The organism is Streptomyces sp. BI87 (assembly GCF_025957665.1).
Classification (GTDB): domain Bacteria; phylum Actinomycetota; class Actinomycetes; order Streptomycetales; family Streptomycetaceae; genus Streptomyces; species Streptomyces albidoflavus.
On record NZ_CP110079.1, the window covers coordinates 205989 to 220549 of the forward strand.

The following is a 14561-nucleotide window of genomic DNA, read 5'->3' on the forward strand; positions in this document are numbered from 1 at the left end:
GGGACGTCTCAGGGGTCGCGGCGGCCGAACTCGGCCGCATGGTCGGCTGCCCAGCGCGCGAAGGTGCCCGCCGGGTGGCCGGTGAGGCGCCGCACGTGATCGGTGACGCGCGGGGAATCGGGGCGCCGCTCCGCCGCCGCGACCAGCGCGTCCGCGAGGGGCTCGGGAAGGCCGTCCGCGCGCATCCGTGCCCGTGCTCGGGCGGCGGGGAGCGCCTGGAAGCGCAGATCGCGCCGGAGCGCGGCACCGAGCTGGGCGACCTGCTCGGCGCGGCCGAGTATCTCCGGTCCCGTCAGCACGTACGGGCCGTGGTCCCGGTCTGCCTGGTCGGCGAGCAGCACGGCCACGGCGGCGTCGGCGACGTCCCGCTCGTCGACGACGGCCGTACGCGCTGGCTGTGGGCCCGAGACGACGTCGCCCGCCGCCAACTGCCGCTTCCAGCCACGGGCGTTGGAGGCCAGCGTGTCGCTCCGCAGCACCACGGGCCGCAGTCCGGCGCCGTGCAGCAGGGCTTCCATGTCGGCGTGCACCTGGACGATGGGGTCGGTCTGGTGGGCGGACCCGTCCTCGACGGCGGCCGAGGAGAGGTGGACGAGGCGGGGCGCCGCCGCGGCGAGTTCCGCGATCAGGCCGTGGGCGGGGGCGGATTCGAGCAGGGGCCAGATCAGGAAGACCGCATCGACGCCGTCGAGTGCCTGGCGGAGGGCAGCGGGGTTCGTGAGGTCGCCGGTCACCGGCTCGGCCTCCGGTGGCGCACCTGCCAGGTCGCGGACCAGGCAGCGGACGCGTGCGCCCTGCGTCCGGAGGCGGTCGACGACCTCCCGGCCGAGGTTGCCGGTGGCGCCGGTGACCAGGACGGTGGGGCGGCTGGAAGAACGCGTGGGCGTGGTGGTGTCGGGCATGATCGGGACGCTAGCGATTCAGGTCGACATGAAGGCAAGGGCCGTGTGGTGAGGACGATCGGGGAAGTGGCCGCGGAGCTGGGGGTCGAGACCCACGTGCTGCGGCACTGGGAGAGCGTCGGCGCCCTCACCGTGCGTCGCGACGGCAACGGCTACCGCGTCTACGACGACGGCGCGCTGGAACAGGCCCGGACCGTGCTGCGGCTGCGCCGCGTCGGGCTCTCGCTGCCCGAGGTCATCGCGGCCATGGCGCCGACGAAGGCGGCGGCCCAGGGCGTCGTTCGGGCGAAGATCGCGGCGCTGGAGGAGGAGATCGCCCACCGGCGGCAGGCGGTCACCTTCCTGCGGCACACCGCCGAGTGCCGCCACCGCTACTTGGACGACTGCCCGGAGTGCGCGGCCTTCGTCCGCGGAGGCTGAGCGTCCGGTCTACGCGCTGTGGGCGATCTGGATGAGGTTGCCGCAGGTGTCGTCGAGGACCGCGGTGGTGACCGGGCCCATCGTCAGCGGTTCCTGGACGAAGGTGACCCCCAGTTCGCTCAGCTGGCCGAACTCGGCGGTCACGTCGTCCACGGCGAAGGAGGCGGCGGGGATGCCGTCGTGGACCAGCGCCTCCTTGTACGGCTTGACGGCGGGGTGGCCGTCGGGCTCCAGGAGCAGTTCGGTGCCCTCGGGGGCCTCCGGGGAGACGACGGTCAGCCAGCGGGCCTCGCCGAGCGGGACGTCGTGCTTCTTCACGAAGCCGAGCGCCCCGGTGTAGAAGCGCAGCGCCTTCTCCTGGTCGTCGACGAAGACGCTGGTCAGATGGATCCTCATGGGGTGCTCTCCGGTGCGTCGGGCCTGAGCCATCGGGTCACGACGTGCTCCAGCGGCTCGGTGTTCAGGTCGTGGAACTTGTAGCGGCCCTGGCGCCGGGTGCGGACCAGCTCCGCGGCTTCCAGGACGGCCAGGTGCTGGCTGATCCCCTGCCGGGACAGCCCCAGGCCGTGCTTGGTCACCAGCCGCGTACACAGCTCGAACAAGGTCTGGCCGTCCCGCTCCGCCAGCTCGTCGAGAAGGAGCCGGCGGGTGGGATCGGCCAGTGCCTTGTAGACATCCTCCGCCATGACTCCACCATAGGCAAGCAGCGACTTGCCTATCAAGGGGTGGAACGGGACGCGCGCCGCACGACTCAGCTCTCCCCCTTGGACCTCCACAGCAGCCAGCCGAAGTACGGGGCGCCGATCACGGCGGTCACGATGCCGACCGGGATCTGGCCGGGGGCGATGACGGTCCGCCCGACCGTGTCCGCGACCACCACCAGCAGGGCGCCGAGCAGCGCCGAGACCGGAAGGACCCGGGCGTGCCGCTGCCCGACCAGGGCGCGGGCCGCGTGCGGGGCGACGAGGCCGACGAAGCCGATGACGCCGACCGCGGCCACCGAGGTGGCGGTGAGGACGACGGCGACGGTGAGCAGCCCGAGCCGCATCGTGCCGGGCCGGATGCCGAGCAGCCGCGGGGTGTCCGCGTCCAGCCCGATGAGGTCCAGCTCACGGCGGAAGACGGCCAGCAGCGGCAGCGCCACCACCAGCGCGGTCAGCACGGGCACGACCTCGGGGAGGGTACGGCCGTACGTGGAGCCGGAGAGCCAGGTCAGTGCCTTGGTGCCGTTGTGCGGGTCGGTGAGGACGATGAGCAGGCTCACCAGCGCCCCGGTGCCGGCGGAGACACCGATGCCGATGAGGACCAGCCGGTTCTGCTCCAGCCCGCGCCGGGCGGCGAGCCCGAAGACGAGGGCGGCGGCGGCCGCGGCACCGGCGAGGGCGGCCCCGCCGATGAGCCAGAACCCGGCGAGCGGGACCACGGTGAGGACGGTGACCGCGCCGACGCCCGCTCCCCCGACGACGCCGAGGATGCCGGGTTCGGCCAGCGGGTTGCGCGAGACGGCCTGGACGACCGCGCCGGCCACGGCCAGCGCGGCCCCGGCGAGCAGCGCGGCAGCGACCCGGGGCACCCGGGTGTCCAGGACGAAGGAGACCAGGTCGCCGGAGCGGCCGGTGATCCAGTACCCCACGTCGCCGAGGAGCAGGCGGGTGTCGCCCAGCAGGACGGCGGCGACGACCGCGCCGGCCAGCGCGGTCCCCGCGACCACCAGAGTCACCACGTACGCCCGGCGGCTGCGCAGACGGGCGAAGGCCGTGGTGGGGTCGGCGGAGCCGGCGTCGCGGGAGCGGTGGGCGAGGAACACCAGGAGGAGCGCGCCGAAGAGGCTGGTGACGATGCCGGTGGGGACCGCCGTGCCGGCCTGTGCGCCGAAGAGGGCGCGCAGCAGGATGTCGGCGCCGAGCACCACGATCATCCCGGCCACCGAGGCGGCGGGGATGAGGACGCGGTGACGGAGGAGGACCGGGGCCCAGGCTCCGGCCAGCCGGACGACGGCGGGCGCGCACAGGCCGACGAAGCCGACCGGACCGGCGACGGTGACCGCGACCGCCGCGAGGAGGACGGCGAGGACGACGGCGACACCCCGGGTGAGGCGCGGGCTGACCCCGACCACGGCGGCCCCGTCGTCGCCGAGGGCGAGGATGTCGAGCCTCTTGCCGAGCAGGAACAGGCCGACGAGGCCGACCAGCGCGACGGGGGCCATCCGGTCGATGGTCTCCATGCCGATCTGGCCGAGCGAGCCGTTGCCCCAGGCGTACAGACCGGAGGTCTGCTGCTCGCGGAGGATCAGCAGGAGCTGGCTGAGGCCGCTGAGCGCGAGGGTGAGGGCGGAGCCGGCCAGGACCAGCCGGATCGGGCCCGCCCCGGCGCGTGAGAGGCCCAGCACGATCCCGGCGGCGAGCAGTCCGCCGACGAAGGCGGTGCCGCCTGCGGGGAAGGCCGGGAGGGTGATGCCGAAGGCGGCGACGGCGACGACGGCCAGGTAGGCGCCGGCGTTGACCGCGAGGGTGTCGGGCGAGGCCAGGACGTTGCGGGAGACCGACTGGAGGGCGGCGCCCGCCGCACCCAGGGCGCAGCCGACGACCAGTCCGGCGGCGAGCCGGGGCAGCCGGGAGGAGAGCAGGACGGCGTCGGCCTGGTCGACGGGGTCGCCACCGGTCAGGGCGGAGCCGAGCGCGTGCCAGAGGGTGCCCGGCCCGACGGCCGCCGTGCCCTGGCTGACGTGCAGGGCGGCGAGGGCGGCCAGGACGAGCACCGCGAGCGGGGCGAGAAGCAGGGCGCGGCCCCGGCGCGCGGCCGGGCCGGCCCCGGCGGAGGGCGCTGCCTCCGCCGGGGCGGCCGCCGGCGCGGGCCGGTCCTTGGTCGTGGAGCTGCTCACGTTCACCCGGTCAGCGCGTCCACGATCGCGTCGACGTACTGCTTGCCGGAGGCGGTACCGCCGAACATCCAGATGCCGTCGGGGAGGCGGTACACCTCGTCGTTCTTGACGAAGGGCAGCGACTTCCAGACGGCGTTGTTCTTCAGTCCGTCGGCGAACGGGTCGCCGCCGTCGGCGTCGTTGGCGATGTAGGTGAAGCGGGCGTCGCCGATCCGGGTGAGACCTTCGACGTCGGTGGAGGCGAGGCCGTACCCCTTGTCGCCCTTCATCTTCCAGGGGCTGACCAGGCCGAGTTCGGTGTTGATGTCGGTGATCAGCGAGCCCTTGACGTAGGGACGTACGGAGACCTGGTTGCCCTCCTGCCAGCCGTCGGCGAAGGCGACCTTCTCCCCGGCGAGGCCGGCGTCGGCGAGCTTCTTCCTGCCGTCGGCGAGCGCCTCGCGGAAGGAGGCGATCTCGCTCTCGGCCTTCTTCTCGGTGCCGGTCGCCTCGGCTATGAGCTGCACGTTGTCGGTCATCTGGTCGATCTGGCGGCTCGCGTCGGCCGACTTCACCACCACGACGGGGGCGACCTGGGAGAGCTGCTTGACGGCGGCGTCGGAGAGGTCGGTGGTGGCCACGACCAGGTCGGGCTTGAGTCCGGCGACGGTGTCGACGCTGGGCTCGCCCCGGGTGCCGATGTCCTTGACGCCGTCGGGGAGGGGCGCTGCGGTGTCGTATGCCTGATAGCCCTTCACGTCGGCGACGCCGACCGGCTCGACGCCGAGGGTCAGGAGGGACTCGACGACGTTCCACTCGGTGCCGACGACCCGCTTCGCGGGGCCGTCCAGCTTCACCTTCTCGCCGCGGGCGTCGGTGACGGTGAGGGCGGCGTCGGCGGCGTTCTCCTTCTTCGGCGCCTCGGTGGAGCCGCAGCCGACGAGGGCGGTGGTGGCCGCGGCGGCGAGCAGCGGCCACGCCAGGTACGTGGTTCTCATGAGGGTGTCAGGGCCTTTCGAGGCGGAGGTGGTGCCTGCCCACCGCGCGGGTGCGGGGGACGCGGGTGGAGGGGTCGGTGTCGACCTCGATCCGGATGCCGTACGTGCCGGTCAGCCGCTCGGTGTCGTAGACCTCGGCCGGGGTGCCGGCGGCGACGACGCGGCCGGCCGACAGCAGGACGACGCGGTCGGCGACGGCGGCGGCCTGGTCCAGGTCGTGCAGGACGACGCCGACGGTCACCCCGTGCTGGTCGGCGAGGTCGCGGACCAGGTCGAGGGTCTCCATCTGGTAGCGGAGGTCGAGGTAGGTGGTGGGCTCGTCGAGGAGCAGGACGTCGGTGTCCTGGGCGAGGCAGCAGGCGAACCAGACGCGCTGCAACTGGCCGCCGGAGAGGCTTTCCACGCCCCGGTCGGCGAGCGCGGTCAGGTCGGTGATGGCCAGGGCGTGGTCGATGCGGCCCGCCCCGTCCGGGTCGCCGCCGCGCAGCCGTTTGCGGTAGGGGTGCCGCCCGAAGCCGACCACCTCGCGGACACTGAGTCCGGCGGGGGCGGTACGGCTCTGCGCGAGCAGGGTGACGCGGCGGGCGAACTCGGTACGGGAGAGCGCGAGGGCGTCGACCCGCTCGTCCCCGTCGGCGAAGACCGTGACGCTCCCGGTCCGCGCCCGGTGCAGCCGCGCGACGGCACGCAGCAGCGTCGACTTGCCGCTGCCGTTCGGCCCGATGAGCGCGGTGACCTGGCCGCGCGGCAGGCGGAGATCGGCCCCGTGGACGACGTCGGTCCCGTCGTAGGCGACGGTGATGCCGTCCGCGTCCAGCCCGGTCCCCCCAGGGGTCCCGTCGTCCACGGCGGGCGCGCCGTGCGCGTCCACCGCGAGCAGGCGCGGCGGACCGTCTTCTCGGTCGAGTGCAGTCACAAGCGGTGAGGTTAGCCTAACCTTAACCAAGGTCGGGAATCGGCCCCCGCTCCCCGGATGTGGCTTGATCCGGACGCTCCCGGCCGAGGCGGCCCGCCCTCCGGCCCGCGCCGTTACGCTCCCCTGCCGGCTCACCGGAACACCCTGGCGGCCCACGCGCCCGCCGTCGCCCTCTCGGGAGGTCACCTCCGACGGACCCGCGCCCCACCCCCGCGCCGCCCGGCGGCCCTCCGGTCGGCAATGCCTCGGTGCTCCTCCACAACGAGGCCGGCGCCTACCTGCTGCACCTGCGCGACAATCTGCCCGGCGTCTGGGAACCGGGCTCCTGGTCCCTTCCCGGCGGCGGCCGCGAACCGGGCGACCGCTCCCTGGCGGAGACCGCCCGGCGCGAACTCCGGGAGGAGACGGGGCTGGACCTCCCGGGACTCGAACCGTTCGCCGTCGAGACCGCCACCGGGACGGACGGATCACCGGTCCTGATCCAGATCTTCACCGCCCGCTGGAACGGCGACCCCGCCACGCTCCACCCCACCGAGGGCGTCCTGCTCCACTGGTTCCGCCCCGGGGTGACGCCCCGCCTGCGCCTGGCCCCGTCCACCCTCGAACTGGCCCACCGGCACGCGGAGTTGCCCGCGCCCCGGGGTGGCCGGTCTCACCACAGGAGCCGCCGGCCGGAGAGACGGGCGCCGACCCGCCCGGCCGACGCCCGTGATCAGCCGAGGATGAGCGGAAGGTTCGCCGCGAGCCCGCCCAGAGCGGCCCGCTCGGCGTCGGTCGGTGTGCGGCGTCCGGTGCCGACGCGCAGCGCGGCCTCGTCGGGGAACGAGGCGGGGAACGGGGCCCCGGCGATCCGCTCCAGCGCGGTGCGGGCCGGGGCGAGGGTCTCGGCGGGGGGAGCGGCGGCCGACGGCAGGTGTGCGGTCAGGTCGAGGTGGTGCGGGGTCCATTCGAGTACGTACGCCGAGAGGTAGTCGCCGGCGGTCAGTACCTTGTCCTGGGTGCCGACGCGGAGGGCGGGGTCGGCGAGTGCGGCGGCCCGGCCCGCCGCGGAACCGGAGGGCTGGTCGAAGTCCTCGTCCGGCAGTGCGGCGACCGCCGCGCGCAAGGCCTGCCAGGAGGGCGAGAAGAGTTCCACCACGGCACCGTGGGCCGGAGCCGACCGGCGGACAAGCGCATACGGGCCGCGGCGCACGGGGCGCCTGACCGGTCGTCCGCCCCTCCCCCGCCCGCAGCCCGGGAGCCGGCAGCGAGGGTCACCACGGCGGAGGCCGCCGTCGGCAGGACCGCCGAGGGGCCCTTCCCTCTGGTCGGCGTCCTGCTATGCCAAAGGCCGTCCGGGCAACTCCAGCATGTCCGTGAGGTGGTCCCGGGTATGGGCGTAGGCCTCCTGGGCGTTCAGGGTGCCGACGTTCACGTTCAGGACGTGCCACGGGGTCCGGGCGAGGAGACGCCGCGTCAGTTCGCCTTCGAAGCGGAGATGAGCGGCAGCCGACGAGAGGTCATGAACACCCCGAGTCCCAGGGGAGGCGGCAAGTTTCCGCACGTACCAGTCCTCCCAGGCGTCCCCCTCCCTCTCGACGGCACGTCGCAGTGCCGTTTCGGGGTCGTCGTGGGCATACACCACCGTGACCTGGGCCGGCTGCACGGCGTGGGACAGGTCTTCCATGACCTGGACGAGACTCGCCTCGTCGTGGCCCCATGCCACAAGGGACGGAATGAAGGGTAGGAGGGCGTCCGTGACCAGGTGGTCCTTGCCCGCCGCGAGTGACTCCGCGACGTAGGCGCGCGTGCACGCGACCAAGGTTGCGGGCCGGACGGCGGCAGTCTCACCGGCGAACTCCTCCGCCACGGGCCGGAAGGCCGGCCGCGTGAGAATGTCGGCCTCCTCGAAGTGGTCCACCGATGCGCCGGCGCCGGCCAGCCACTGGGCCACCGCGCGGCACAGGGTGGTCTTGCCGACGCCAGGACTACTGCCGACAACGGAGATGAGGTGCATGGCCACGGAGGCAGTCTCGCACCTTCGTGCACGACCCTTCGCTCCGTGAGTCGCCGGTGGTCGACCGGGAGTCCGGGCGGCGCCGCTGCTGGGCCGGCCCCGGCACTCGTCCCGCCCGCCCCGAGGAGGCGCACGGAAGGCGCACGGCCGTCACGGTTCAGCCCTGCCTAAATAGCCTTCCCCCGGCTTCACCCGCCCCGCTGGAATGACGCCGAACCCAGCCGCCTCACGGGGGAGTTCCAGTGAGCCATTCCGGTGCACGCAGGCCGTCCGCGCCGCTCGCGGTCCGGGCGGTGGGCTCCTTCCTGCCGCCGGTCAGGACGAAGGTGGCGGAGCTGCCCTCGATCCTCGATCTTCCCGAGGAGCAGCGGACCGTCTGCGGGCAGTTGGGCATCGAGACGGTCGGGGTGGACGACGCCGACGCGACCACCCTGGCCGAGCGGGCCGCCCGGCGGGCGCTGGCGGAGGCCAGGATCTCCGCCGAGGAACTGGGCGCCCTCCTGGTGGTCGAGCAACGGGCGCCGCGGACGCTGCTCAGCTCCGAGGCGACCCTGCTCCAGGCCCGCCTGGGCGCGACCCACGCGCTCACCTTCACCGTGGGCGGACTGGGCTGCGTCTCCGTGACCCCGGCGCTGCTCACGGCGCGGGGACTGCTGGCCGCCGACCCGGAGCTGGGGCCGGTCCTGGTCGCCCACGGCAGCAAGCCCGTCTCCGAGCACCGGTACCGGCACCCGGTCACCGTCAACGGGGACGGCGGACAGGCCCTGCTGCTCGGGCGGCGGGGGAACGTCACGATCGTGGACCAGGTCCAGGAGACCGACGGACGGTACTGGGACCTCTTCCACGTCGACTACCGGGGCCGGCACCCGTCGCGGTGGCGCGAGGAGTGCACCGACCAGCCCGCCTACTCCTTCCGGCTCGCCGTGGAGACCCGCAACCGGCTGCGGGCCCTGCTCGACCGGCTGTTGCGGCGCAACGGCCTCACCCGCGCGGACGTGAGCGGCTTCGTGAGCCAGAACCTCTCCGCCGGCGGCCTCACCTTCACCGAGGAGGCCCTGGACCTGACGCTGCTCCCGGAGTGCCGGGAGAACCTGCGCACGCTCGGGCACCTCGGCCCCAACGACGTGTTCCTCAACCTCGCGTCGGCCCTGGAGGCCGGCCGGCTCGCCGACGGCGACCACGCCGTGCTGATCAACGTGAGCCCGGTGGCGGCCTGGAGTCTGCTGCTGGTCCGGACAGGCCCCGGGCGCGACGGGCACCGCCCGTCCCCCCAGAACCACCAGGAGACGACGGCGTGAACGAGATCACCGAACAGGTCACCGAGTTCCTCACCCTGGCCCTGCGCCGCCCCGTCGCGCCCGACGACGACTACTTCGCCCTCGGACTGGCCGACTCCCTGTTCGCGCTGGAGCTGGTCACCTTCGTCGAGGAGCGGTACGCGGTCACCGTCGAGGTGGAGGACCTCGACCTGGACAGCTTCCGCACCGCCGCGCGGATCGCCCGATTCGTCCGGGCCAAGCAGGGCCACCCCGCCGGACTGGGCGCGGGCGATGACACGTCCGCCTGAGGCCGTGCCGGAGCCGGTGCGCGCCGCCCGGGACCTCGCCGCGCGCTGGCTCCTGCCGGCCGCCGCCTGGGACCGCTCCGAGGGGCTGCCCAGAGAGGTGGCCGGCGATCTGGCCCGGGCCGGTCTCCTCGCCCCGGACGTCCCGGCCGAGTACGGCGGCGCCGGCACCGGACAGCAGGAGCTGGGTGAGGTCTGCGCGACGCTGGGCGGCGTGTGCGGCGCGGTCCGCGGCCTGGTCACCGTGCAGGGCATGGTCGCCGCCGGGCTGCGCCGCTGGGGCACCGCCGGCCAGCGCGGGACGTGGCTCCCCCGGCTCACCTCCGGGGAACTGGTCGCCGCCTTCGCCGCCACCGAGCAGGACGCCGGCAGCGCTCTCGCGCACGTGGCCACCGCCGTCGAGGAGGACGGCGACGAGCTCGTGGTGAGCGGGCGCAAGCGATGGGTGACCTGCGGTCAGTTCGCCGACCTCGTCCTGGTGCTGGGCCGGGCGCCCGGGGGCCCGGCCGCCGTCCTGGTGGAGACCGGACGGCCGGGGGTGAGCCGGGAGGCCGTCACCGGGCAGCTCGGGATGCGGGCCGCGCGCGTCGCCCACCTGGAGTTCGACGCGGTACGGGTGCCCCGCGACCACCTCGTCGCACCGGTCGGCCTCGGGCTCTCCCATGTCGCCGCGACCGTGCTGGACCACGGCCGCCACACCGTCGCCTGGGGCTGTGTGGGCATGGCGGAGGCCGCCCTGCACGACGCCGTCACCCATGCCGGTACCCGCTTCCAGGGCGGCACCCCGCTCAGTGCCCACCAGTCGGTGCGCGCCGTCCTGGCCCGGTCGGCGGTGGCCGCCACCGGGGCGCGCGAACTGTGCCGGCGCGCGGCCCGCGCCCGTACCCACGAGCCGGGGCGCGCCGTGCACGAGACCGTCCTCGCCAAGTACGCCGCCGCCGACGCTGCCGCGGCCGTGACCCGTGACGCCGTACAGATCCTCGGGTCCGCCGGCTGCGCGCCCGACAGCAGGGCGGGGCGGCTGTTCCGCGACGCCAAGGTGATGGAGATCATCGAAGGAGCACAGCACGTGGCCGAGACACATATCGCCGACCGCCTCTTCCGTGACCACGGCGTCCCCGCGCCCCGCCCGGACGGAGCGACGGCATGACGGCGGACGCCCCGGCAACGGTCAAGTGCCTGGTGTGGGACCTCGACGACACCCTCTGGTCCGGCACCCTGCTGGAGGGCGACGACCCGCGCCCCGCCGAGGCCACCCTGCACACCCTGCGCACCCTCGACGAACGCGGCGTGCTGCACGCGGTGGCGAGCCGCGGCGACCACGCCACCGCCACGGCCCACCTCGCCAGGCTGGGCCTGGCCGAGCTGTTCACGGCGGTGGAGATCGGCTGGGGCGCCAAATCCGCCTCGGTGGGGCGGGTCGCCGAGGCGCTGGGCATCGGCGTCGACAGCCTCGCCTTCGTCGACAACGACCCGGTCGAGCGGGCCGAGGTGGCCGCCGCCCATCCCCGCGTACGGTGCTACGAGCCGGAGGCGGTGCCGGATTTCCTCTCGCTGCCGGAGTTCCGCCCCCGCCACCTCACCGAGGAGTCCCGCAGGCGCCGCGAGATGTACCGCGCCGAACTGGGCCGCAAGCGGGCCGAGGAGACGTACGAGGGAGCGCCCGGGGAGTTCCTCGCCTCCCTCCGGCTGGAGCTGACGGTCCGGGAGGCCACCGAGGCCGACTTCGCGCGGGCCCACGAACTGACGGTCCGCACCCACCAGCTCAACACCACCGGCCGCACCTACGACCTGGCGGAGCTGCGACAGCTCAGCCGCTCCCCGCACCACCGGGTGACGGTGGCCGCGCTGACGGACGTGCACGGCTCGTACGGCACCGTCGGGCTGGTGGTCACCGAGGAGGAGGCCGACCGGACCGTGCTGCGGCTGCTGCTGCTCTCCTGCCGGGTCATGTCACGCGGAATCGGCCCGGCCCTCATCGGCCACGTGGTGCGCCAGGCCCTCGCCGAAGGGCGGCGCCCCCAGGCCGAGTTCGTCCCCACGGACGTCAACCGGGCGATGCTCGTCAACCTGCGCTTCGCCGGATTCCGGCCGCTCGGCGACGCCACCCGGCCGGTGCCGGGCGATCCCCTGCTGCTGGAATTCCCGCCCGACGCCCCGCCCCCGGCCGTACCCGGCCACGTACGGCTCCTCACCCCGGCCGGAGGTCCTGATGCGTAGCGGCAGCCGTCCCCCGGCGACCACACCGATCGGTGTGGTCGGGGCGGGGACCATGGGCGTCGGCGTGGCACAGTGCTTCGCCGAGGCCGGGTACCCGGTCACCCTCCACGACCCCGACCCGGCGGCGAGGGCCGCCGGCGAACGCCGGCTGCGGACCGGCCTCCGGGCCGCCCGGCTGCTGCGCCGGCCCGCGCCGGGCGACCCGCCCGCCGAGGTCGCCGCCCGGGTGCGGTGGGCGAGCGCCCCGGACGCCCTCGCCGACGCCGCGCTGGTGGTGGAGTGCGGACCCGAGCGGATGGACGTCAAGGAACGCATCCTGGGCACCCTCGACGCCGCCTGCGGTCCGGACACCGTCCTCGCCTCCTGCACCTCGGCCATTCCCGTCGACATCCTGGCCGGGTACACCGGACGCCCGGACCGCGTGCTCGCCACCCACTTCATGAACCCCGCGCACCTCAAGGACGCGGTCGAGGTGGTCCGCGGGCCGCGCACCTCCGAGGAGAGCCTGGCCACCGTCCTCGCACTGCTCGACGCCATCGGCAAACGGGCCCATCTGGTGCGCGACAGCCCCGGGTTCGTCTCCAACCGGGTCCTCATGCCGATGATCAACGACGCTGCCGCCCGGGTCGAGGAGGGCACCGCCGACGCCGAGACCGTGGACCTCGTCTTCACCGACTGCTTCGGACACGCCATGGGACCGCTGCGCACCGCCGACCTGATCGGCCTCGACACCGTGCTGGACTCGCTCGTCGTCCTGCGGGAGACCACCGGCGACCCCCGCTTCGAACCCACCGCCCTCCTCCGCGACCTCGTCGAGCGCGGACACCGCGGCCGCAAGAGCGGCCGCGGCTTCCACACCTACGAAATCCGGTGACCGCCGTGACCGCCCCCGACGTCGCCGAGCGCCTGCGCGCCGCCCTGCGAAGCCACCCCGGGCGGACCGCCGCGGTGGTCGGAGCCGAAGCCCTCACCCACGGAGAACTGGACACCGTCGGCGGCGCGCTGGCGGCCCGGCTGCGTGCCCTCGGCGTCCGGCCGGGTCAGACCGTCCTGCTCCACCTGCGCCAGAGCGTCCACACCCTGACCGGCATGATCGCCGTGCTCCGCGCCGGGGCCGCCTGGTGCGTCACCGAACCCGGCCACCCCGCCGAACGGCTCGCCGCGCTCCCCCGGGACCTGGAGTGCGGCGCGCTGGTCTGGGACGGTGCCGCCGACCCGGACGCCCGGCAGGCGGTCGAGCGGCTGGCCGCCGAGGCCCCGTACCCGCTGCCGGTGCTCGACCTCGCCGAACACCGGCGCTCCGCACCGCCGGACGACGCCACCTGGACCCCGGCGCCCGGCAGCGCCCCCGCGTACGTCGTCACCACCTCAGGCTCCAGCGGTGAGCCCAAGGCGGTCGTCGTCGGGCGCGACAACCTGTCCGCCATGGTCGCGGACCGCGACGACGGGCCGTTCGGCACGGTCTTCTCGGCCTGTCGCTTCGCCTGGGACGGCGCCCTCCTCCTCACCTTCCCCGCCCTGTGCGACGGCGGCACCGCCGTGCTGCCGGACCACGCGGCCCTGCCCGACGCCCGCGCCTGCGCGGAGCTGCTCCGGCGGTGGCGTGCCACCCGCGCCGTCTGCCCGCCCTCCTACTACCGGCTGATGCTGCCGCATTTGGCGGGCGCCGAGGCCCACCTGAGCCAGGTCGTCCTCGCCGGTGAGGTGGTGCCCGAGCCGCTGGTCGCCCAGCACCGCGCCCAGCTCCCCGGCACCGGACTCCGCAACGAGTACGGGCCCACCGAGACCACCGTCGCGGTGCTCGCCCACACCCTGCCCGACGCCTCCTCGGGAACGGTGCCCGTCGGGCGCCCCCGCGGCACCGTCACCGCCCGTCTGCTGGACGAGCGGCTGCGGCCCACCGCCCCCGGGGCCCTCGGCGAGCTGTACATCGGCGGACCACAGGTCACCCATGGCTACGCCCGGAGGCCGGCGGCGACAGCCGCCCGGTTCCTCCCCGACCCGTTCTCCTCGCTGCCCGGCGCCCGCATGTACCGCACCGGGGACCTCGCCCGCGTCCGGGAGGACGGCGAGATCGTCTTCGCCGGGCGGTCCGACGGCCAGCTCAAGGTGCGCGGCATCCGGGTCGAGCGGCACGGGGTCGAGGCCGTCCTGGAGCGGCACCCTGCCGTCCGCCAGGCCAGTGTGCAGGGCGTGCCGGGCGAGGGCGGCCTGCGGCTGGTCGCCTTCTGGACCGCCGCCCCGGACGCGGTGACGCTGCCCGGCCCGCGCGAACTCCTCGCCCACTGCCGGCGGGAACTGGAAGCCGGCTCCGTGCCGGAGGAGTTCGTCCTCCTCGGCTCGATGCCGCTGGCCGCCTCCGGCAAGACCGACGAGGCCGCCCTGTCGCGTCTGCTCCCGGCGGAGGACGGCCGGCCGGACGGCGCCGACGACGCCGCCGCGGACGCCCTGAGCCAGGAACTCGCGGCGCTGTGGGCCAAGGTCCTGCGGCACGACGACTTCGGGCCCGAGGACAGCTTCTTCGACGCCGGGGGCAACTCCCGCAGCGTGGTCGAGCTGCACCTCTGCCTGGAGCAGCGCTGGCCCGGCGCGCTCCGCGTGGGCCAGCTCTTCGACCTGGACCGCGTGGCGGACCAGGCACGGGCCCTGCGGGCGGCGGGCGCCCGCCCGGCATCGCGGTGAGCC

The 14561-nt window shown here is 74.7% G+C and carries 15 protein-coding genes and 1 pseudogene; 8 read left to right on the forward strand and 8 right to left on the reverse strand.

Translation table 11 applies throughout. The features are described from left to right. Positions 1-8: 8 nt before the first annotated feature. Positions 9-902: an SDR family oxidoreductase gene (locus OIM89_RS00890; RefSeq protein WP_226964804.1), complete on the reverse strand. Its 894-nt coding sequence runs from the start codon at positions 900-902 to the stop codon at positions 9-11. 66 nt (positions 903-968) lie between these two features. Between OIM89_RS00890 and OIM89_RS00895 the strand changes: the two genes are divergently transcribed. After that, the gene (locus OIM89_RS00895) at positions 969-1322 is read left to right on the forward strand and encodes a MerR family transcriptional regulator (RefSeq protein WP_061403759.1); all 354 of its coding nucleotides are present in this window, start codon (positions 969-971) and stop codon (positions 1320-1322) included. 9 nt (positions 1323-1331) lie between these two features. Here the strand turns inward: OIM89_RS00895 and OIM89_RS00900 are convergent, their stop codons facing one another. The 5 genes from OIM89_RS00900 to OIM89_RS00920 form a co-directional block, all read right to left on the reverse strand. Continuing rightward, positions 1332-1718 (reverse strand): VOC family protein, encoded by a 387-nt coding sequence (locus OIM89_RS00900; protein WP_264490877.1) that lies wholly within the window; start codon positions 1716-1718, stop codon positions 1332-1334. Continuing rightward, complete coding sequence (locus OIM89_RS00905) at positions 1715-2008, reverse strand: ArsR/SmtB family transcription factor (protein WP_047466802.1); 294 nt, start codon at positions 2006-2008, stop codon at positions 1715-1717. Before OIM89_RS00905 ends, OIM89_RS00900 begins: the two co-directional genes overlap by 4 nt. 65 nt (positions 2009-2073) lie before the next feature. Beyond that, entirely contained in the window at positions 2074-4209 is a 2136-nt protein-coding gene (locus OIM89_RS00910; RefSeq protein WP_247859902.1) for an iron ABC transporter permease, read from the reverse strand. Then, positions 4206-5180 (reverse strand): iron-siderophore ABC transporter substrate-binding protein, encoded by a 975-nt coding sequence (locus OIM89_RS00915; RefSeq protein WP_030696053.1) that lies wholly within the window; start codon positions 5178-5180, stop codon positions 4206-4208. The genes OIM89_RS00910 and OIM89_RS00915 overlap by 4 nt, the downstream gene beginning before the upstream one ends. Positions 5181-5187: 7 nt before the next feature. Next, positions 5188-6051 carry an ABC transporter ATP-binding protein gene (locus tag OIM89_RS00920; RefSeq protein WP_264491764.1) on the reverse strand — a complete coding sequence of 288 codons (864 nt, stop codon included), beginning with the start codon at positions 6049-6051 and terminating at the stop codon, positions 5188-5190. Positions 6052-6344: 293 nt separating this feature from the next. Here OIM89_RS00920 and OIM89_RS00925 point away from each other — a divergent pair. After that, positions 6345-6608 (forward strand): annotated as a pseudogene (locus tag OIM89_RS00925) (NUDIX domain-containing protein); the annotation flags it as partial. 200 nt (positions 6609-6808) lie between these two features. On the opposite strand, the gene OIM89_RS00930 reads toward OIM89_RS00925, so the two are convergent. Both OIM89_RS00930 and OIM89_RS00935 read right to left on the reverse strand, forming a co-directional pair. Next, entirely contained in the window at positions 6809-7231 is a 423-nt protein-coding gene (locus OIM89_RS00930) for a hypothetical protein (protein ID WP_264490878.1), read from the reverse strand. Between the two features lie 183 nt (positions 7232-7414). Further along, positions 7415-8098, reverse strand: a complete 684-nt coding sequence (locus OIM89_RS00935; RefSeq protein WP_264490879.1) for a hypothetical protein — start codon at positions 8096-8098, stop codon at positions 7415-7417. 287 nt (positions 8099-8385) lie between these two features. Between OIM89_RS00935 and OIM89_RS00940 the strand changes: the two genes are divergently transcribed. From OIM89_RS00940 to OIM89_RS00965, 6 genes are read left to right on the forward strand one after another with little or no spacing between them, the layout of a single operon-like run. Then, on the forward strand, positions 8386-9390 hold the full coding sequence (locus tag OIM89_RS00940; protein ID WP_264491765.1) for a 3-oxoacyl-ACP synthase: 1005 nt from the start codon (positions 8386-8388) through the stop codon (positions 9388-9390). Continuing rightward, complete coding sequence (locus OIM89_RS00945) at positions 9387-9659, forward strand: acyl carrier protein (protein WP_257381076.1); 273 nt, start codon at positions 9387-9389, stop codon at positions 9657-9659. Before OIM89_RS00940 ends, OIM89_RS00945 begins: the two co-directional genes overlap by 4 nt. Continuing rightward, positions 9643-10806, forward strand: a complete 1164-nt coding sequence (locus OIM89_RS00950) for an acyl-CoA dehydrogenase family protein (protein ID WP_257381077.1) — start codon at positions 9643-9645, stop codon at positions 10804-10806. Before OIM89_RS00945 ends, OIM89_RS00950 begins: the two co-directional genes overlap by 17 nt. Further along, a complete protein-coding gene (locus OIM89_RS00955; protein ID WP_030696059.1) occupies positions 10803-11876 on the forward strand; it encodes an HAD-IIIC family phosphatase in 1074 nt (357 codons plus the stop codon). Before OIM89_RS00950 ends, OIM89_RS00955 begins: the two co-directional genes overlap by 4 nt. Next, positions 11869-12750, forward strand: coding sequence for a 3-hydroxyacyl-CoA dehydrogenase family protein (locus tag OIM89_RS00960; RefSeq protein WP_047466800.1), 882 nt, complete (start codon positions 11869-11871; stop codon positions 12748-12750). Before OIM89_RS00955 ends, OIM89_RS00960 begins: the two co-directional genes overlap by 8 nt. A gap of 5 nt (positions 12751-12755) precedes the next feature. Further along, positions 12756-14558 (forward strand): non-ribosomal peptide synthetase, encoded by a 1803-nt coding sequence (locus tag OIM89_RS00965; RefSeq protein WP_226964798.1) that lies wholly within the window; start codon positions 12756-12758, stop codon positions 14556-14558. Positions 14559-14561: the final 3 nt, after the last annotated feature.